The organism is Pseudomonas sp. HT11, assembly GCF_044875395.1.
Classification (GTDB): Bacteria; Pseudomonadota; Gammaproteobacteria; order Pseudomonadales; family Pseudomonadaceae; genus Aquipseudomonas.
In genome coordinates this window covers 2113578-2132741 of the sequence record NZ_CP173217.1, presented here as the reverse complement: position 1 = coordinate 2132741, position 19164 = coordinate 2113578, and the positions used below count along the sequence as shown (strand labels likewise).

The window sequence follows — 19164 nt, the reverse complement described above, 5'->3', positions numbered from 1 at the left end:
CGCCATGCGCATTTTATGGATCCTGCCCTACTCGCCCTGGCCCGCCACCAGCGGCGGCAAGACGCGCCAGTTTCATCTGCTGCGCAGCCTGGCCGCGCGTGGACATCGAATCACCTTGCTGCTGCATGATAAAAACCCGGTGTCACTGACCGATCGCCAAGTGCTGGAGGCCTTCCTCGAGCAGGTGATCGTACTGCCGCGCCGCCCACTGCGCAGCGTGAAAACCCTGCTGGCCGGCCTGTTTGCACCGTACCCACTGCTGGCCAGCGTCAACGGTCTGTCGGGCGCGCTGCAGGACACGTTCAATCAATTGCTCAAAGAGCATTGGGATGTGGTGCAGATCGAGCACACCTACACGTTCCAGCCTTATGAAGATGCCCTGGCGCGCCAATCGCAGCCGTTCGTGCTGACCGAACATAACGTGGAGTCGGCGCTGGGCGCGGCCACTTACGACCGCCTGCCGCGCTGGGCGCTGCCCTTCATTCGTTACGACCAATGGCGCTACAGCCGCTGGGAACACCGCGTGATGCGCCAGGCCGCGCAGGTGGTGGCGGTGACCGAAAGCGATGCCCAGGTGCTGGCCGAAATCGCCGGCAAACCAGTGCCGGTGGTGGTCAACGGTGTGGACTGCGATCACTTCGCCGCCGCCCGACCCGACCCGTCGACGCGCCGCGTGCTGTTTCTGGGCAATTATGAATACGCGCCTAACGTGGACGCCATCGAGTGGGCCCTGGATGAAATCCTGCCCAAGGTCTGGGCGCGCTGCCCGGATGCGCGCATGAGCGTGTGCGGGTTTGGCATGCCCGGCAGTTGGCGCGAGCGTTGGAAGGACCCGCGCATCGAGTGGCAAGGGTTTGTCCCGAACCTGTTGAACCTGCAATCAAGTTGTTCGGTGTTTCTGGCGCCGTTGCGCCACGGCGGCGGTTCCAAGCTCAAAGTGCTCGAAGCCCTGGCTGCCGGGTTGCCCTTGGCGAGTACCGAACAAGGCGTGTCGGGCCTGGACCTGATTGAAGGCCTGGATTACCTCGGTGGGCAAACCGCCGACAGCCTGGCAGACGCCGTGGTACGCCTGCTGCAATTTCCCGACGCCGCCGCGCCCATGGGCGAAGCGGGCCGCGCCTATGTACGCCGGGCGCATGACTGGAGCGTGGCCGCCAGCCAGCTGGAACAGGTGTACGCGACGCTCGCGCCGCTCAATCAAAAGGAGCCCGCATGCGTATAGGCCTGGATTACCGCACCGTCGGCACCTCGCCGCAATCGGGGATCAGCCGCCAGGTGTACGCCCTGGAAAATGCCCTGCGCACGCTGCCGGGTGTGGAACTGGCGCGGTTTACCGTGGCACCGCTGGGCGATGAAACCCGCTTGCAGGCGCACTGCCCGGCCTGGGGCTGCGCGAAAACGGCGATGCACCAGCCGCACAATCGGCTGCGCTTCGAGGCCGGTTTTCTGCCAACAGCCTTGCATGAACAACAGATCGACCTGTACATCAGCACGTTCAATATGGGCCTGCCGTTGCCACCCAAACCCAAAGGTTTGCGCACCGTCGTGCTGTTGCATGACCTGTTCCAGATCACGTTGAACAACTACCACGCCAACCGCCTCAAAGCGCTGATCTACAAGACCAGCGATCGGCTTTCGATTGCGTACGCGGTGCACAGCGCCGACCGCGTGTGGACGCCGTCACAGTACAGCGCCGATGAAACCGCGCGGCTGTTTCCCAAGGCGGCGGGCAAGATTCGCGTACTGCCCAATCAAGTCGACAGTTTTGTCGAGCTGGCGGCAGACCTGACGGCGCGTGAGCTGCCCGAGCATTACTGGCTGCTGGTGGGCACGCGTGAGTTGCGCAAGAACGTGCCGTTTCTGGTCGACGCCTGGCAGCAGGCCCGCAGCCTGTCACCCGCCGTGCCTGCTTTGGTGCTGGTAGGCAGCCTTGAGCATTTACCCGAAACCCAGCGCAACCTGCCGGGCATTCGCGCCTTGAGCGGCGTCTCGGATTCCGAGTTGCACGCGCTGTACCGCCAGGCCTCGCGCCTGTGGCAGCCGTCCTATGCGGAAGGTTTTGGTCTACCCGTCATCGAAGCCCTGAGCGTCGGCACGCCAGTGGCCGTGGCCAGCGGCACCTCGCTGGATGAAATCACCCCGCCGTCTGCTCCTCGCTTCTCGCCCACCGACGGCCCGGCGCTGGTGCAATTGATGCTGGCGCTGGCGGACCGCCCGGCTGAAGAATCACCCGAACAACGCACGCAATGGGCGCAACGCTTCAACCATCAGGCCTATCGCCAGCGCCTGGCTGAACTGATCGAGGAATTGAAATGAGACTCTCCCTGGCAAGCCTCGTCGCGATCCTGTTCGGCCTGTTGTTCGGCGCGCTGGCCCTGATGCTGTCACCGGCCAAGGCGTTCCTCGCCGTGATCGGCCTGGCCGCGGCGGTGACCATCCTGCGCTTCCCGTTCTGGGGCTTGCTGCTGTTCGCCGGCGTCGCGACCTTCATGCCGTACTCGACCATCAACCTGGGCATTCGCAGTACGGTGAGCGAGGCGATCCTGGCGCTGACCTGGGGCGCGGTGCTGTGGCACAGTTTTCTGTCGCGCGTGCCCGACACGCCGAGCCTGTCGCGCCGCCCCACCGACCAGATGCTGCTGTGGCTGATGCTGTTCAGTGTGTTCCCGTTCATCGTCGGCCAGGTCACCATCCACGCCGACACCAGCGGCGTGGCCAACTGGCTGCGCTGGTTGCTGAGCCTGTCGGCGGTGTACCTCTGCGCCAAGTTGCTGACCGACTACAAACACCGCGAATCACTGGTGATCGCCTTGCTGCTGGGCACGCTGGCGATGCTGGTGCTGTCGATTGCGGTGTTTGTGCGCACGCGTTCGGGGGCGGGCATTGCGCCGATCCTGGCGCTGTTCAACTACGGCAACTTCGACATGTTGAAATTCGGCCTGGAGGCGATGTCATCGCGCATGGGCTCGCCGTGGATGCACCCGAATGCCATCGGCGGGATCATGGCGCTGCTGCTGCCGTTGGCGTTCTGCTACGGCATGACCGAACAAGGCTGGAAGCGTGGACTGGGCCTGGGCGTGGCGTGCCTGGGCGCCGCCGCCTTGCTGTTGGCCAGTAGCCGTGGCGCGATGGTCAGCCTGGCGCTGGTGCTGATCTGGATGGCGACGCGGCGTGTGCCCTACACCGGCAGGCTGTTGATGATCGGTGCGGCGCTGACGGTCGCGCTGGTGATGGCCTACCCGCCGCTGCAGGACCGCCTGGCGACGATTTTTTCGTCGGACAACGCCAGTACCGAAATACGTTTCGACGAATACCGCATGTTCCCGCAGGCCGTGGCTTCGTACCCGTTCGGCATCGGCTTCAAGGTCGACCCGCCAGTGCCAGGCACGCATTTGCTGGGCATCTCCAACCTGTGGCTGAACTTCATCTACAAGACCGGCATTGTCGGCATGCTGCTGTTTATCGCCGTGACCGTGCGCTGGTGGCGTGAAGCACGCCCGCAAAAAGGCCCGATCCGCCTGACCAAAGACAACGCGCTGTGGCTGGGCAGCACTGCCGGGATTCTGTCGGCGCTGGTCAGCGGGTTGTTTGACCACTACTTCAGCTTTGCCGTGGTGATGGTGGCGCTGTTCTGGCTGATGGTCGGCCTCAATGTCCTGGAGGCCCGCCGGCTGTTCCCGGCGCGCCTGCCGCAGGTCAAGACAGTGGCTTACCGCAAGCCGGCCCTTGACGGCGCACGGCTTTAATCATGCTCGGCTCCGCCGTCTGGCTGACGCTTGCGACCCTGCTGGGCCTGTGCCTGGGGTTCGCCCGCGAGTGGCTGCTGGTGGCCGCCTGGGGCGCGGGCGAGCGCAGTGATGCGTTCTTGATCGCGCTGTTTTTGCCAGAGGCGTTGCGCATGTCGTTGGCCGGTGGCGTATTGAGCGCCGCCGCGCTGCCGCTGTACCTGCAACGCAAGGACGACGAGCGTCTGAATTGGCTGGCGGTGCTGTTTCCGGCCCTGATGCTGATTGCGTTGGTCACCAGCCTGCTGCTGACGCTGTTGGCGCCGTGGCTGGTGCAGTTGCTCGGCCCGGGGCTGGCCGCCAGCGCCACCGCACTGGCGGCCAGCAATCTGCAGATCGTTGCCTGGTGCGTGCCGGGTTTGATGCTGCATGCGCTGTTCAGTATTCCGTTGCAGGCCAGCGAACGTTTTGTGCTGGCGGGGCTGGGCTCGCTGCTGTTCAACCTGCCGCCGGTGACGTACCTCGCCGTGGCGGGCACGGCTACCCAACCTCATTCTCTGGCGCTCGCCTGCCTGGCCGGCAGCCTGTTGATGCCGTTGGCGTTGCTGCCCTCGATCTGGCGCCAGGGCTGGCGGCCGTGGCGCTGGCAGCTGAGCGTTACGCCGCTGCGCGAACTGGGCCAGCGCATCGGCCCCCTGCTGTTGAGCAATGGCGCCAGCCAGGGCTTGGCGCTGATTGAGCGACTGGTGGCGTCGCTGCTCGGCGAAGGGGCGGTGACCTGGGTCAACCTCGCCCGCAAGCTGATGAACCTGCCGTTGATCGCGCTGATGAGCCTCAACCAGGTGCTGCTGGGCATGATGAGCCGGCGCCAGGGCGATGAGCGCCTGGCCCTGCTCAAGCGCGGCCTGGAAACCGCCAGCGTGCTGACACTGCCGGCAGGCGTCGGCCTGGTGGCCGCGGCGCCAAGCCTGGTGGCGTTGCTGCTGCCCAAGCAATCGGCGGATTCGCCGCTGCCGTTGTTGCTGGCATGGTTTGCCGTGCCGCTGGTGTTCGGCGCCTGGAACGCCCTGCTCGCACGCTATGCCTACGCGGCTGGCGACACGCGCCAGCCGCTGCGTTGTGAATTGCTCGGCAGCCTGGTCAATGTGCTGCTGCTGGGCGCCCTGCCCTTTGTGTTTGGCCTGGCGGGTATACCGCTGGCCGCGCTGGCCGGGGTGATCTGCACGGCCTTGCTGCTGATGCAGCGCCAGGGGTTGCTCGACGCCCTGGCGTGGGCGCGGCATTGGCTGCTCAGTGCGGTGGTGATGGGCGTGGCAGCGTGGGTGTTGTTTCCAATTCAAGGCGTATGGCTGCAGTTGGGGCTCAGTACCCTGGCGGGCATGGTGATGTTGCTGGGCATGGGGCTGTGGCTGAAGCCGTGGCGCAAGGCGTGAACGACCGATCGGGAATAGTCAGATGAAGCATCGTTGGATTCAGATGGATATCGCCAGGGGCATCGGCATCCTGGTGATCGTGTTTGCCCACAGTTGGTTCGTGGCGACCTCGCCGGACCTGCTGTATCCGATCCTCGCTTCGTTCATCTTGCCGTTGTTCTTTTTCCTCTCTGGCGTGCTCTTCAAACCCGAGCAACCGTTCGTGGAGATGGCGGTGCGCAAGGCTGACGGGCTGCTCAAGCCGTTTTTCTTCACCATGCTGGTGTATGTCATCGTGCGCGCCCTGCTGCGCGGCCAGCCGCTGCTGCCGGATATCGGCGGCGTGCTGTATGCCTCGGTGGACACCATTCCGTGGCAGGCCATGTGGTTCCTGCCGCACTTCTGGGTGGCGATTCTGTTCAGTTGGGTGATGCTGCGGTTGATCCAGCGCCTGAAGCTGTCGTTGTGGGTGACCGGCGTGCTGATCGCGGCGCAACTGCTTCTCGGGGTTTGGCTGCTGCCGTTGTTCTGGCAATTGCCGGTGACGCTCGGCGGTCACCACTGGGTGCTGCCGGGGCTGCCGTTCAGCCTGGATATCACCTTGATCAGCAGCACCTACTTCATCGTCGGCTACCTGGCACGCGATTGGTTGCGTACACATTCGGGATCGTGGCTGACGTGCCTGGTCTCGGTCCTGTTGTTTGCTGCGGTGTTCATTCCCACGTGGGACACCATGGACCTGGCGCAACGTCGCTACGACAGCTGGCTGTGGACCAGCGTGCTGGCGGCGATCGGCGTGTACGCATGCTGGGCACTGGCGCGGGTACTGATGGTGTCGGCCCTGCTCACTCGGGCGATGACCTACATCGGTCAGTCGACCCTGATCCTGTTGATTTTCCATGGCGAAATCCAGCACAAGACTGTCGACCTGCTCGAACGCCTGGGCATACATTCGTTTCTGGCGGCGTGTTTGGGCCTGGTGGTGGCGGTGGTGGTGCCGTTGATGATCGGGGAAGTGATCAAACGGGTGGCGTTCCTGCGGTTTTTCTACTTTCCGTTTCCGGTGCGCAAAGCCGTCAAACCTTCAGAAAACCACTAACTCCCTGCGGGAGGGGGTTTGCTCGCGATAGCGGTGGGTCATTCAAAGGTGTTTTGACTGACACTCCGTCATCGCGGGCAAGCCCGCTCCCACAGGGGTTATGTAGGTTCAATCATCAAGTTGTGGCGCGGCGGCCTTGCTGCCGGCTTTTGCGGGCTTGGCCGCTTTTGCGCCTTTGGCGGGCGCGGCGGGTTCTGGATCTGCAGGCGCGGCAAGCTCTTTTTCAGCCATGGGCATCTGGTCGATGGCGCTGAAGAATTCCTTCAGGTCGAGGGTATCCGGCGGCACGGTTTTTTCGAGTTTCTTCTCGCCGTCCTTGCCGACCAAAATCACTTTGGTGCCACTGCCGGCGCCGAGCTTGAGGGCACGGATCAGCGCGTTGGTTTCAGGCGGCGTGAGCTTTTTATTGTCCTTGGCGTCCTTGGCAAATTTCTCGCCTTCGGCACCGATGCTGCCGAACTTCACGGTGTAGAACACCATGCTGCGCTCTTCAAAGGACTGCTTGTTGGCAGGCTCATCCAGCTGTTTTTTCAGGTTCGCCAATGCTTCGTTTCCGGAGTCAAGTTCCACCACCACCAGCGGACGCGACTTGCCCAAGTCCTGCTTGAGCGGGTTGATATCATCCGCGGCCAACAGCGGCCCCGTAAAAGCCATCAAGGTAGCCAGGGTCAGCGACCGGATGAGCATGCGCACCTCCTTTGAATTCCATGCAGGGTTCTTGAGTTTCATGTCTGCGACAGTCAATTTCAAGGATGATTCCTACACCTCGTTAAGAAGCGTAGGTCAGGAAGCCTGCTACGCAAGGGGTTGGGCGCGTGCCACGGTGATTGTTTCTTCTGATTGCGGAAACATTAAGAGACGCCCCATTCCGGCCAATGCCGCGCAAACACGGGCGCCACGACAGGGTCGGCATCCACTTGCGCCAACGTCTGGGCAAAGCCGGGCGCCAGGTTGCTCAACACCTCGCGCGCCGCGTCCCAACGCGACACGGCTGCGGCCATGATGCCCAGTGCATTCGGCACCTGATTGGGGGCGAACAACTGGTCGGCGAACTGCTGGGCGAACACCACCCACGCATGGTGCAGATAGCGCCGCGTGCCGGTGGTCAATTGCGTCTGCGCCGCTTCATCGGCGTTGCCCAGCCAGCGTTGCGGGTAGTCAATGATGCCGATAGCCGAGTAGCAATTGGCAGCGATGTACACCAGGCCGCGCAGGATCTGGGCGCGGTTGCCGGCAAGGAGATCCGAGGCGGGAAACTCCAGGCCCAGGTGGATCAGGATGGCGGCGCTTTCGGTCAGCACCTGGCCATCGAGCGTGACCAGCGTGGGGATTTGTTTGAGCGGGTTGATGCGCGCGAGGGCTTCACTGCCCTCGCCATCTGCCCAGGAACTGGCGTCGATGCGACGCCACGGCACCGCGCAACGTTGCAGGGCGATTTCGATCATGCAGGAGCCGGATTCATCAATGCCGTAAAGCGTGTACATGGGCGTTTGCTCCTTAGCGCAGCAATTTGGCCTGCAAGTTGGCCTTCACCTGCGGCCACTCCGAATCGATGATGCTAAAGCGCACCGAGTTGCGCTTGCGTCCGTCGGGCATGATGCGCTCGTGGCGCACGATGCCTTCTTGTACGGCGCCGAGGCGCAGGATCGCGGCGCGGGATTTTTCGTTGAGTTCGTCGGTGGTGAATTGCACACGTACGCAGTCGAGCACTTCAAAAGCGTAGGTCAGCAGCAGGAGCTTGGCTTCGGTGTTGACGCCGCTTTTTTGTGTGGATTGCGCCAGGAAGGTGTGGCCGATTTCAAGCTTGCGATTCACCCGGTCGACTTTCCAGAACCGCGTGCTGCCGACTACCTGACCTGTGTCGCGACGCACGATCGCGAACGGGATCATGCTGCCGGCCTCACGCCCGGCGAGGGCGACGTTGATGTACGTGTCGACGGTCTCGGGACCCGGCACGTTGGTGACTTTAAGGTTCCACAATTCACCGTCGGCGGCAGCCTGGACCAGCGCGGCGGCATGTTTACGTTGCAAGGGTTGGAGTTCGACCGAGCTGCCGGTCAGGGTGATCTGAGTCATGAAGAACTGCGCCGTTGGAGGGTGGTCGTCAGAGGCCAAGAGTGCAGGCTCTGATCGCATCCAGGCAAGCGTTTTAGAACAGGCCCATCTGCCCGCCGACCAGGGTGCCGAAATCATCGTTCACGAACGGCAGAATCGCGTCGGCCACCGGCTGCAATTGCCGAGTGACGTAGTGGTCGTAGTCGATCGGCGCCTGCCGCACTTCCAGCGGTTCCGGGCCGTTGACGCTGATCACATAGCTGATCCAACCGCCACGCTGGTACTGGCGCGGGCGTCCCAGGCGGTCGTTGTATTCATCTGCCAGGCGGGCGGCGCGCACATGCGGCGGGACGTTGCGCTCGTAGTCGTCCAACTGGCGGCGCAGCCGTTTGCGGTAGATCAGCAGGTGGTCGAGTTCGCCGCTCAGGGTGCGGCGCACGTAGTCACGCACGTAGTCCTGATGGGGCTGGCGGTGGAAGATGCGCTGGTAGAGCTCCTGCTGAAATTGCCGGGCCAGCGGTGACCAGTCGCTGCGCACGGTTTCGAGGCCTTTGTAGACCATGTCTTCGCGGCCATCGGCGTGCACGACCAGGCCGGCGTAACGCTTTTTACTGCCCTCTTCTGCGCCGCGGATCGTCGGCATGAGGAAGCGGCTGAAGTGGGTTTCGTATTGCAGTTCCAAGGCGCTTTGCAGGCCGTATTCGCTGTGCAAATGCGCACGCCACCAGTCGTTGACGTGCTGCACCAGTTGCCGGCCGATGCGGCTGGCATCATCCGCAGAATGCGCGCTGCCGAGCCAGACGAAGGTGGAGTCGGTGTCGCCGTAGATCACCTCATAGCCCTTGGCCTCAACCAGTTCGCGGGTCTGGCGCATGATCTGGTGCCCGCGCATCGTGATCGAGGACGCCAGGCGCGTGTCGAAGAAGCGGCAACCGCTGGAGCCGAGCACACCGTAGAAGGCGTTCATGATGATTTTCAGCGCCTGGGACAGCGGCGCGTTGTGCTCGCGTTTGGCCGCTTCACGGCCTTCGGAAACACGCGTGACGATGGAGGGCAGGCAGTGCCGGGTTCGCGAGAACCGCGCGCCGCGAAAGCCTTCCACCGACTCACTCGCTTCGGGGTGCTTGAGGCCTTCGATCAGGCCCACCGGGTCGATCAGGAAGCTGCGGATGATCGACGGGTAAAGGCTTTTGTAGTCGAGCACCAACACCGACTCATACAGGCCGGGACGCGAGTCCATGACAAAACCGCCAGGGCTGGCCTGGGGCGGCTTGTCGCCCAGGTTTGGCGCGACAAAGCCCTGGCGGTGCATCAACGGCATGTACAGGTGGGTAAACGCGGCGACCGAGCCGCCGTTGCGGTCGGCCGGCAGGCCGGTGACGCTGGCCCGCTCCAGCAGGAACTTGAGCAACTCGGTCTTCTCGAAAATGCGCGTGACCAGCTCGCAGTCCTTGAGGTTGTAGCGCGCCAGCGCAGGCTTGTCCTCGGCGAACATGCGGTTGATTTCGTCCATGCGCTGGTACGGCGTGGAGATGTCCTTGCCCTCGCCGAGCAAGGTTTGCGCGACGTTCTCCAGGCTGAAGGATTCAAAGCTCCAGGTGGCCGAACGCAGGGCTTCAATGCCGTCGATAATCAACCGCCCCGCTGCCGCCGCGAAGTAGTGATTGCGGCTGCCGTGTTCGCGCCAGGCCATGGCTTCGCCGCCACGGCCAAGCAGCAGCGGCACGTTGAGGCGCTGGGCATGTTCGTGGAGCACGCGCAGGTCGAACTGCACCACGTTCCAGCCGATGATCGCATCGGGGTCGTGGGTGGCGAGCCATTGGTTGAGGCGCTCGAGCAGTTGCGCGCGGCTGTCGCAATAGTCGAGCTTGAAGTCCACCGCGTCGGTTTTATTCGGCGGGCCGAGCATGTACACCTGGCGCTCGCCGCAGCCTTCGAGGGCGATGGAATAAAGATCGCCCTGGGCGGTGGTTTCGATGTCCAGCGACACCAGTTTCAGCGGCGGGCGGTAGTCGGGTGCGGGTTTCATCTGCGCATCGATCAGCACGTCGTTGGCGTCTGGTGTGCCGCCGAACCACACGGGAGCGGTGATGAAGCGCTCCATCATGTAGCGCTCGGGCGGGCGGACGTCGCCTTCGTAGACATCGACACCGGCGGCGCGCAGGCGTTTTTCCAGGTCCATCAGCTGGCGGTGCTGGCGCGTGTAGAGGCCCAACACCGGACGGTGATGGAAATCACACAGCTGCAGCGGGCGCAGTTCGATATCGCGCTCGCCCTGGAGCAACCAGTCGAGCTGTTTGCGATAGGCCTCGGGGATAAACATCACCGAGGTTTGCACGGGTAGGCGCACGCACCGAGGGCCCTGGTCGGTCGCCAGCCAGAAGCTGACCTCCGTACCCGCCGCCGTGTCGCGCCAATGCCGGGTCAGGACAAAACCCTGCTGTAAATCCACCGTGCCGCACCTCAGGAATCGCTTTCAGGGCGTGATTCTACTCGGCATCCGCGTAAACGCGGCACGTTAACGCGCACGCAGACCGCAATCTCACAAATTTGTTGCAGAACATTAATAACAATCACTATCATTCGCACCGGAGTCGTATCCGCGCAGCGAGGAAGCGCAACGTTGTTGCCCTTTTCCTCACATTGACGGTTCGCCGTCAGGATCGACCATGCCCTTCCGTACCCGACTTTGTGTGCCGTTTCGCCCTACCCTGCTCGCCCTTTGCTGCTCCGTGAGCCTTGCTGCCCATGCTGCAACCCCAGTCACCCCGCAGGATGCGAATAACCATCAGGACGGCAACACACTGGAACTGGGTGCCACCAACATCAACGCCGACGCGCCCGCGCCAAACGCGCTACCGCCGGTTTACGCGGGTGGCCAGGTTGCACGCGGCGGGCAACTGGGTGTGCTGGGCAACCAGGACATCATGGACGTGCCATTCAGCATGTCCTCCTACACCGAGAAATTGATTCGCGACCAGCAGGCGCAAACCGTCGGCGATGTGCTGCTCAACGACTCGTCGGTGCGCCAGGCATCGGGCTACGCGAACCAGGCCCAGGCCTTTGTGATTCGCGGCCTGCCGCTCAATGGCGACGACATTTCCTTCAACGGTTTGTACGGCATCCTGCCGCGCCAGATCATGTCCACCGACGCCCTGGAACGGGTTGAAGTGTTCAAGGGGCCCAACGCGTTCATCAACGGTGTAACGCCCGGCGGCTCCGGCATTGGCGGCGGCGTGAACCTGCAGCCCAAGCGCGCCGATGATGTGCCGTTGCGCCGTTTCAGCACCGACATCAGCAGTGATGGCCGAGTGGGTGAACACCTTGACATCGGCCAGCGTTTTGGCGAGGACAATCGCTTTGGTGCGCGGGTAAACCTGTCCCAGCGTGAAGGCGATACGGCCGTTGACGACGAAAACCAGCGCTCGAAGCTGTTCTCGGTCGGCCTCGATTACCGCGGCGATGCGCTGCGCCTGTCGGGGGACTTTGTGTATCAGAAGCAGCAAGTGAACGGCGGGCGCAATACGGTGCTGCTCGGCAGTGGGCTGACCCACATCCCCAACGCCCCGTCTGCCGACACCAACTACGCGCCGAACTGGGGCACCACCAGCCTCGAAGACACGTTCGGCGTGTTGCGAGGCGAATACGACCTCAACGACAACTGGACCGCCTACATTGCCGGCGGTGCCAAGCACACCAACGAACTGGGGCGCTACTCGTCGGTCACCCTGAACGACGCATTGGGCAATGCCACGGTCAGCGGCTCGAACATCGCGCACCAGGAAGACAACACCAGCCTGATGGCCGGCCTGAACGGCAAGTTCCAGACCGGCGCTGTCAGCCACAAGTTGAACCTGGGCCTGACCGGCATCTGGACCCAGACCCGTAACGCCTTCGACTTTGCCGCCGGCAGCCAGCCAACCAATATCTACAATCCGGCCGACGTGTCAGCACCGGCCAAAGGCGGTTTCACCTCCGGCAGCGACCTGAACGACCCAGGCATCACCGCCAAGACCTTCGCCCGCAGCGCTGCGGTATCGGACACTTTTGGCTTCATGGATGACAGCCTGCTGTTCACGGCCGGTCTGCGCCGCCAGGAACTGGTGGTTCAAGGCTACGCGTATGGCACCGGCACGCGCACTGCCAATTACGCCAAAGGCATCACCACGCCGGTGTATGGCTTGGTGTTCAAGCCTTGGGACCATGTATCGCTGTATGCCAACCACATTGAAGGCCTGGCTTCGGGGCCGACCGCTCCGAGCACGTTTGGCAGCGCTACCAGCGTGACCAACGCCAACCAGACCTTCGCACCGGCCCGCTCGAAACAGACCGAAGCGGGCGTCAAGGTTGATATGGGCACCTACGGAGCGACACTGGGCGTGTACCGCATTGAACAGCCGACTCAAGGTTACTCCCAGCTGAATGCGGACGGCACCGCCACCTATGTCTTCCAGGGCGAGCAAGTCAACAAGGGCGTTGAGCTGAACGTCTTCGGTGAACCGGTCAGCGGCCTGCGTCTACTGGGCGGCGCGACGATTATTCACACTGAAGTCAACGGCACGGCAAACGGCGCCAATGACGGCAACCGTGCGATTGGCGTGCCGTCGTTCCAGCTCAACGCCGGGGTGGATTGGGATGTGCCGGGCCTGCAAGGCGTAAGCGTCAACGGCCGGATGTTGCGCACCGGCGGCCAGTACGCCGATGCAGCGAACAACCTGAGCCTGCCGGCCTGGAATCGCTTCGATGTGGGTGCGCGCTACAACTTCAAGGTGGCGCAGCGTGATGTGACGTTGGGCGCAACCGTGGAGAACGTGGCCAATACCAAGTATTGGGAATCTGCGCTGGGTGGCTATCTGACCCAGGGTGATCCGCGGGTGGCGAAGTTGTCGGCGACGGTGGATTTCTAACTTCAACAACCTTGCGCCTGATTGCCAGCGCATTTGATGATTAGAATGTGCTGGTAATATCAAATGGCTATATAGGAAAATAGCGCGATTCAAGAAAAGGATTTCGCGCATGTCGTTCGTACCCCGTCGTCTCGCCCTACATATTTCGCTGATTGTTTCCAGTGCCTGGCTCTCCGACGCCAGCCAGGCAAAAGTCCTGATTGATAAGCCAACCACAGCAGCCCAAACCATCGGCAGCGGCTACTTTTTTGATCCCAGCCTGGCAGTGACCAAAACGGGCAGTATCAACAGCGCCGCAACCGCCGTCGACATACGCGAAAACCTTCCCGTTGGGCAGCGAAACGTATTCATCAGCAATGATGGCGCGATCACCGGCGGTGATAAATTCGATGCGATCAACCTTGGCTCCGGGAACACTGTACGCATCGAAAATAGAGGCGTGATCTCGGGAGGTCGCCATGGTATTTCGGGCGATCAGTTCGATGCGTTGAGCAACTCGGGCACGCTCATCGGACGTAACGGCGCGGGCGTCTCCATCGCCGGCGATGGCAACGTTTACAATTACGGCACGATCACCGGTGGCCAAGATGGCCAGCAGAAGAACGTCGACGGTGATGGCGTGCGGATTGGTGGCATCGCCAGCATCTACAACCCCGGCGATATTCGAGCCAACGGTGCCAGCGGCGTAGACAAAAACGGTCGGGCCAATACCAGCGACGGCGTGTCGATTGGCGGTGGGTATATGTTCAACGGGGGAACATACGACTTCGTTACCCCGCGCACCGGTTCGATAACCGGCGCCGACAACAGTCTGCTGGTCAGCGACGGCCATGACGGGCCGGCATCAGGCCCAACGGAACTGAGAAACTTCGTCGACCTGCGCGGGCTGAATGGTTATGGCGCGCGATTCATCGGTGACTTCGACGATCACGTGTACAACGGCGCTCTGATCAGCGGCGGCAATGGTGTGGCCCTCGACCTGGGCGGTGGTAACGATACCTTGACGGTTTACCGTGACGCCCGCTTTGAGGGTTTGGTTGACGGCGGGTCAGGCCATAACACAATGATTCTGGAAGGCTATAGATACTGGGGCTCGGAGCAAGAGCCCGACGGTACGATTGATGGGACGCGCAATTTCGATTCGCTACAAGTCAATAGCGGCTACTGGGTGATCAAGGGCAACGGCGACTTCAAAGTAGGCGCGCTTGTAGCTTCTGGCGCACTTCTGAACAACCAGGGAAGTATTGCCGGCGATGTCATCGTCGACTTCGGCGCGAACTACCAAGGCCGAGGTTCGTTGAACAACCTTACCGTGAGTGGCAAGTTAATAACTGACACCGTCGTGGGTGCTCCACAGGTGAACGGCAACCTGGTCATGAACCCAGGTTCTACATTCGAGTTTGCTACCAACTCCGACGGCAGCGCTGCGACGACCCATGTCACCGGTAATGCAAGCCTCAATGGGGCCAGTTTGTCGCTTCGACCTGGTACCTCGATGATGAATTACCCCTGGCACAGTACTTACACGATCATTCAAGCGGGCAGTATCACGGGCACCTTCGATGAGTCTTACCAGATGGGGTACGCTTTCCTGACGCCGGTAATCAGTTACGAAAGTGACAAGGTGAACCTTAGCTATACCCGCAACGACATCGAGTTCATCGATTATGCCCGTACTGCCAACGGTGCCCGCGCGGCGTACACCATCGAGGGAATTACCTGGAGTCATTGGAAAAATTGGGACGGCTCATTCCCTTTACCCTCTTGGCAGCCCAACCCAAACCCACTGTACGACGCATTGCTGGGCACCTCCGAGGCCACCGCCAGCGCCGCCATCGAAGCATTGGCCGGCAGCAGCAACTCCAACCTTGCCAGTGCCACACTGGCGGCTAGCGCCCAGGTTGGCACATCGATGCTGTCGGCCATGCGCCAGATGAGCAGCAGCTCAAGTTTGCTGGTCGGCCTTGAACCGTCACAAACCCCAGGGTTGGCAGCCACTGGCGTGCCCAACAACGCGCGCAACCTGAATGACCCGAACGCGCGCGGCCGCGTCTGGCTGCAAGGTATCGGCAGCTACGGCAGGCTTGACGGTCAGCACGGCACCGAGTCCTCCCAGCAGCGTACACAAGGCAGCCTGCTGGGGATGGATTGGTCGTTGTCGCCGCTCTGGCGCCTGGGTGTATTGGGCGGTTACTCCAAGACCGATGTGGACAGCCACAACGTCGATAACACCTTGCGCAGTTGGCACGTCGGTGCGTATGTCGTACGCCAGGATGGCCCGCTCGCCCTGCGATTGGGCGCCGCGTATAGCCATCACTCAGGCAATAACAAACGCACAATTGAGTTTGAAGGTTTCAGCGACCGCCCCAAGGGTGACTACGATGCCGACAGCCAACAAGCTTTTGCCGAAATAGGCTATGCCTTGGGCAGCGGCCGTTTCAGTGTCGAGCCATTCGTCAACCTGGGTTATCAACGCTATCACCGCGACAGCTTTGCCGAAAAAGGCGGAATAGCGTCGCTACAAGTCGACGCACAAACGCTGGATAACTTCAGCAGCACAACGGGTATGCGCCTGGCTTATCTCAACCAGTTGGAGAATGGCGTCAGCCTGACTCCGCGAGCCAGCCTCGGCTGGCGGCACTTGTACGGCAATGTTGACAGCGAAGTCCGCCAAGCCTTTCAGGTCGGAGGCGACGCGTTCAACGTTGAAGGCAGCGCTCTGGACCGCGATAGCCTGATGGTTGAAGTGGGGCTGGATGTGGGCTTGTCTGCACGGCAGAGTTTGAGCCTCGGCTACAACGGCGAACTGGGCAGCAGTAGCCGTAACCATGCGCTGGTCGGGCAATGGCAGATGAGTTTCTAAGACCCGTGAACACCCAAGGCCGTCAACGAATTGCGCATCGCTGACTCGCCACCAGACTGAGGGCTTTACTCACATGGAAGTCCTCTTAATGAATGTGTCCTGCTCGCTGCGCCAAGAAGTGACCTTTACCGATACGCTGGCAATCACCACGGCTCACGAAGGCTGACAGTCGTGAAGACGGGCATCAGCAAGGATGCCCGTTTGGGTCAGGCTCGGCGGGCTTGGGCGAGGTAGGTTTCGATGTTGTTCATTTGCTCATCCCAGCCCCGTGAATTCATCTTGAAGGCTGTCTGGCGTCGGGCTTCGGGCACCGCGTCAAACCCCGACTCGACAACCCGCAGCAGGATGCCCGGCGCACGGTCCTCGATGGTGAATTCCACCAATGTTGGTGTTTCATTGTCATAATCGACCCCCTTCTCCACCGCGTAAGGGTGCCACCAAAACGAAAACTGGGTTTGCGGTAACACTCGTTCGATCCTGGCCTTCCACACCACATGTTCGTAGCCGGGAAAGGTGATGGGCGCCTCGATGGTTTGCCCAGCGGTAAAAGTTTTACCCTTGAGGGCAATGCCAAACCAGCTGCCGAATTGCTCGGCGTCGGTAAGCGCATCCCACACCTGTTTACGTGAAGCATTGAGCAGGACTTTTCGTTCGATGCGATCTAATACGTGCATAAGTCACCTCCTCCATTGACAGTAGGCGACATCGACCAATGCGCAACCTTGGCGTGTGCGCGATGATGATGACCCCATCCTTGATCGGGCAATACGTTTATGACTGACCCGTTGAATGGAAGTTGCTTTTGCAAAGCTGTGTGCTACCAAGTGGACAGCCTGGATATGCCTATCAGCCACTGCCACTGCGACAGCTGCCGCAAGGTGCATGCAGCAGCGTTCGTGGCCACAGCCGGGGTGATGCGCGAACATTTCCGCTGGACACGGGGCGAAGCGCTGCTGTCGTCGCTTGAATCTTCGCCGGGCAAATTCAGGCATTTCTGCTCGCGATGCGGCTCACATCTGATGGCTGAGCGTAGGCACCAGCCCCATGTGATTGTGCGAGTGGCGACGCTGGATGATGATCCGGGCGTACGGCCCACCTCGCACATCTGGACGGCCCATGATGTGCCCTGGCTCGCTTATCAAGCCGCAGAGCACTGGGACGAGTGGAAGGTCTGAGTCAGACGTGCGGGTCACCCGGGGCTTTGGCCGGCGTCGCGTATTGCGGCTTCAGGTGGCCTTCCTGGTCGAGCAGCCAGGCATCCATGATTTGCCGCACAACAGGGCCCGCCACACGGCCGCCGGCTTCACCGTTTTCGATCATTACCGAGATCACGATTTTCGGATGTTCGGCCGGCGCGAAGCCGACGAACAAAGCGTTATCGCGATGGCGTTCCAGGGTTTTGTTCCGGTTGTAACGCTCACCTTGCTTGATCGCAACCACTTGCGCGGTACCACTCTTGCCGGCAATGCGATACTGGGCGCCGACCGCCGCAGCCCGGGCGATACCGCGCGGGTCGTGCATTACCAGTTGCATGCCATGGTTGACCTGTTCCCAATCACGCGGGTCCTTGAGGACCACGTTGGGCATCGGGTTTTCATCCACCGGCGGCACGCCATTGATGGTCTTGGCCAGGTGCGGGCGGTTCCACACGCCTTTGTTGGCAATCAACGCGGTGGCCTGGGCCAGCTGCAACGGCGTGACTTGCATATAACCCTGGCCGATGCCGAGAATCACCGTTTCACCTGGGAACCACGGCTGGCGTCGCGTCGCGCGCTTCCACGCCTGGGACGGCATCAGTCCTGCAGACTCCTCGAACATGTCGAGGGAGACTTTCTGCCCCAGCCCGAATTCGGCCAGATAATCGTGCAGACGGTCGATGCCCAGCTTGTGGGCAAGGTCGTAAAAGTAGGTGTCGTTGGAGCGCATGATCGCCGCGTCCATGTCCACCCAGCCGTCGCCGCTGTGGTTCCAGTTGCGGTATTTGTGGTCAAAATCGGGCAGCTGGTAGTAACCGGGGTCGAACACACGGGTTTGTGCGGTGACCACGCCACTGTCGAGACCGGCGATAGCCACTTCCGGCTTGATGGTCGAACCGGGCGCATAAAGCCCGCGCAGCACACGGTTGAACAGCGGCCGGTCGATGGAGTCGTGCAGCGCCGCGTATTCCTTGAAGCTGATACCGGTCACGAACAGGTTAGGGTCAAAGCTCGGCTTGCTGACCATCGCCAGTACTTCGCCGGTTTGCGGGTCGAGGGCGACAACCGAACCACGTCGATCGCCCAAGGCTTCTTCCGCCGCTTCCTGGAGTTTGACGTCGAGGCTCAGAACGATGTTTTTGCCGGGGATCGGGTCGGTGTGCTTGAGCACGCGCAGTACGCGGCCTTGCGCATTGGTCTCGACCTCTTCATAACCGACATGGCCGTGCAGTTCGGATTCGTAGAAGCGCTCGATACCGGTCTTGCCGATGGACTGCGTACCTCGGTACTCGACCGAATCAAGGGCCTTGGATTCTTTTTCATTGATTCGGCCGACGTAGCCGATCGAGTGGGCAAAATGTGCGCCCAGCGGGTAGTGACGGACGAATTGCGGCTCGACGTCCACGCCAGGCAAACGGAATTCGTTAACGGCCAGTACCGCGATCTGTTCCTCAGTCAATTCGTAAAACAGCGTCACGGGCACAAAAGGATGACGAGCCTGCTTCAGCGCCTTGTCGAACACCGCACGGTCTTCGGCGGGCAGGTGCAGCAGGTTGACGATGGCATCCAGCTCACCCTTGAGGTCGGTTGTGCGTTCGCGGGTAATCGTCAGGTTGTAGCTGGGACGGTTGTCGGCCAAAACCACACCGTTGCGGTCATAGATCAACCCGCGCGTGGGCGTAATCGGCAGGACGTGGACCCGGTTGTTTTCGGAAATCGTGGAGTGGTAGTCGTACTGCACCACTTGCAGGAAATACATGCGGCCCACCAGGGCGCAGGTGATGCCGATGACCAACAACGCACAGGCAAGCAGGCGCTTGTTGACCAGACGGTTTTCTTTTTCGTGATCCTTGATCGGTATCGGTTCAGGCATTTCTACAGCATCTCGTTGAAGAAGGTCGACGCCG

14 protein-coding genes are annotated in these 19164 nt (G+C 61.6%); 8 read left to right on the top strand and 6 right to left on the bottom strand.

The annotated features are described in order from the left end of the window. Positions 1-4: 4 nt before the first annotated feature. Genes ABWL43_RS09805 through ABWL43_RS09785 form a run of 5 tightly spaced genes read left to right on the top strand, consistent with a single transcriptional unit; the run spans position 5 to position 6236 of the window. Positions 5-1222, top strand: a complete 1218-nt coding sequence (locus ABWL43_RS09805) for a glycosyltransferase family 4 protein (RefSeq protein ID WP_404487523.1) — start codon at positions 5-7, stop codon at positions 1220-1222. After that, a complete protein-coding gene (locus ABWL43_RS09800) occupies positions 1213-2316 on the top strand; it encodes a glycosyltransferase family 4 protein (RefSeq protein ID WP_404487522.1) in 1104 nt (367 codons plus the stop codon). The genes ABWL43_RS09805 and ABWL43_RS09800 overlap by 10 nt, the downstream gene beginning before the upstream one ends. Next, complete coding sequence (locus tag ABWL43_RS09795; protein WP_145163270.1) at positions 2313-3746, top strand: O-antigen ligase; 1434 nt, start codon at positions 2313-2315, stop codon at positions 3744-3746. Before ABWL43_RS09800 ends, ABWL43_RS09795 begins: the two co-directional genes overlap by 4 nt. Positions 3747-3748: 2 nt before the next feature. Further along, a complete protein-coding gene (gene murJ, locus ABWL43_RS09790; protein ID WP_404487521.1) occupies positions 3749-5158 on the top strand; it encodes a murein biosynthesis integral membrane protein MurJ in 1410 nt (469 codons plus the stop codon). Positions 5159-5180: 22 nt separating this feature from the next. After that, positions 5181-6236, top strand: a complete 1056-nt coding sequence (locus tag ABWL43_RS09785) for an acyltransferase family protein (RefSeq protein ID WP_404487520.1) — start codon at positions 5181-5183, stop codon at positions 6234-6236. Positions 6237-6344: 108 nt separating this feature from the next. Here the strand turns inward: ABWL43_RS09785 and ABWL43_RS09780 are convergent, their stop codons facing one another. From ABWL43_RS09780 to ABWL43_RS09765, 4 genes are all read right to left on the bottom strand, one after another. Beyond that, entirely contained in the window at positions 6345-6923 is a 579-nt protein-coding gene (locus tag ABWL43_RS09780; RefSeq protein WP_404487519.1) for a DUF4174 domain-containing protein, read from the bottom strand. Between the two features lie 164 nt (positions 6924-7087). Beyond that, positions 7088-7720, bottom strand: a complete 633-nt coding sequence (locus ABWL43_RS09775; protein WP_404487518.1) for a glutathione S-transferase N-terminal domain-containing protein — start codon at positions 7718-7720, stop codon at positions 7088-7090. Positions 7721-7733: 13 nt separating this feature from the next. Then, on the bottom strand, positions 7734-8312 hold the full coding sequence (locus ABWL43_RS09770) for a GNAT family N-acetyltransferase (protein WP_262206293.1): 579 nt from the start codon (positions 8310-8312) through the stop codon (positions 7734-7736). 73 nt (positions 8313-8385) lie between these two features. Next, positions 8386-10743, bottom strand: coding sequence for a DNA polymerase II (locus ABWL43_RS09765; RefSeq protein WP_404487516.1), 2358 nt, complete (start codon positions 10741-10743; stop codon positions 8386-8388). 217 nt (positions 10744-10960) lie between these two features. Here ABWL43_RS09765 and ABWL43_RS09760 point away from each other — a divergent pair, with 217 nt between their 5' ends. Both ABWL43_RS09760 and ABWL43_RS09755 read left to right on the top strand, forming a co-directional pair. Continuing rightward, positions 10961-13198 (top strand): TonB-dependent receptor, encoded by a 2238-nt coding sequence (locus ABWL43_RS09760; protein ID WP_404487515.1) that lies wholly within the window; start codon positions 10961-10963, stop codon positions 13196-13198. A 109-nt stretch (positions 13199-13307) separates the two neighbouring features. After that, the gene (locus tag ABWL43_RS09755) at positions 13308-16061 is read left to right on the top strand and encodes an autotransporter domain-containing protein (RefSeq protein WP_404487514.1); all 2754 of its coding nucleotides are present in this window, start codon (positions 13308-13310) and stop codon (positions 16059-16061) included. Between the two features lie 206 nt (positions 16062-16267). On the opposite strand, the gene ABWL43_RS09750 is transcribed toward ABWL43_RS09755, so the two are convergent. After that, a complete protein-coding gene (locus tag ABWL43_RS09750; RefSeq protein WP_404487513.1) occupies positions 16268-16735 on the bottom strand; it encodes an SRPBCC family protein in 468 nt (155 codons plus the stop codon). Between the two features lie 99 nt (positions 16736-16834). On the opposite strand from ABWL43_RS09750, the gene ABWL43_RS09745 reads away from it, so the two are divergent. Further along, positions 16835-17236: a GFA family protein gene (locus ABWL43_RS09745; protein WP_404487512.1), complete on the top strand. Its 402-nt coding sequence runs from the start codon at positions 16835-16837 to the stop codon at positions 17234-17236. Between the two features lies 1 nt (position 17237). On the opposite strand, the gene mrdA is transcribed toward ABWL43_RS09745, so the two are convergent. After that, positions 17238-19130: a penicillin-binding protein 2 gene (mrdA, locus tag ABWL43_RS09740; RefSeq protein WP_106580023.1), complete on the bottom strand. Its 1893-nt coding sequence runs from the start codon at positions 19128-19130 to the stop codon at positions 17238-17240. Between the last annotated feature and the right edge of the window lie 34 nt (positions 19131-19164).

Excerpts from the sequence above, each read along its gene's own strand:
- ABWL43_RS09755 (WP_404487514.1), top strand. The coding sequence starts at position 13,308 with ATGTCGTTCGTACCCCGTCGTCTCGCCCTACATATTTCGCTGATTGTT.
- ABWL43_RS09805 (WP_404487523.1), top strand. The coding sequence starts at position 5 with ATGCGCATTTTATGGATCCTGCCCTACTCGCCCTGGCCCGCCACCAGC.
- ABWL43_RS09760 (WP_404487515.1), top strand. The coding sequence starts at position 10,961 with ATGCCCTTCCGTACCCGACTTTGTGTGCCGTTTCGCCCTACCCTGCTC.
- ABWL43_RS09750 (WP_404487513.1), bottom strand. The coding sequence starts at position 16,735 with ATGCACGTATTAGATCGCATCGAACGAAAAGTCCTGCTCAATGCTTCA.
- ABWL43_RS09775 (WP_404487518.1), bottom strand. The coding sequence starts at position 7,720 with ATGTACACGCTTTACGGCATTGATGAATCCGGCTCCTGCATGATCGAA.
- ABWL43_RS09800 (WP_404487522.1), top strand. The coding sequence starts at position 1,213 with ATGCGTATAGGCCTGGATTACCGCACCGTCGGCACCTCGCCGCAATCG.
- ABWL43_RS09770 (WP_262206293.1), bottom strand. The coding sequence starts at position 8,312 with ATGACTCAGATCACCCTGACCGGCAGCTCGGTCGAACTCCAACCCTTG.
- ABWL43_RS09795 (WP_145163270.1), top strand. The coding sequence starts at position 2,313 with ATGAGACTCTCCCTGGCAAGCCTCGTCGCGATCCTGTTCGGCCTGTTG.
- ABWL43_RS09785 (WP_404487520.1), top strand. The coding sequence starts at position 5,181 with ATGAAGCATCGTTGGATTCAGATGGATATCGCCAGGGGCATCGGCATC.
- ABWL43_RS09780 (WP_404487519.1), bottom strand. The coding sequence starts at position 6,923 with ATGCTCATCCGGTCGCTGACCCTGGCTACCTTGATGGCTTTTACGGGG.
- mrdA (WP_106580023.1), bottom strand. The coding sequence starts at position 19,130 with ATGCCTGAACCGATACCGATCAAGGATCACGAAAAAGAAAACCGTCTG.
- murJ (WP_404487521.1), top strand. The coding sequence starts at position 3,749 with ATGCTCGGCTCCGCCGTCTGGCTGACGCTTGCGACCCTGCTGGGCCTG.
- ABWL43_RS09745 (WP_404487512.1), top strand. The coding sequence starts at position 16,835 with ATGACTGACCCGTTGAATGGAAGTTGCTTTTGCAAAGCTGTGTGCTAC.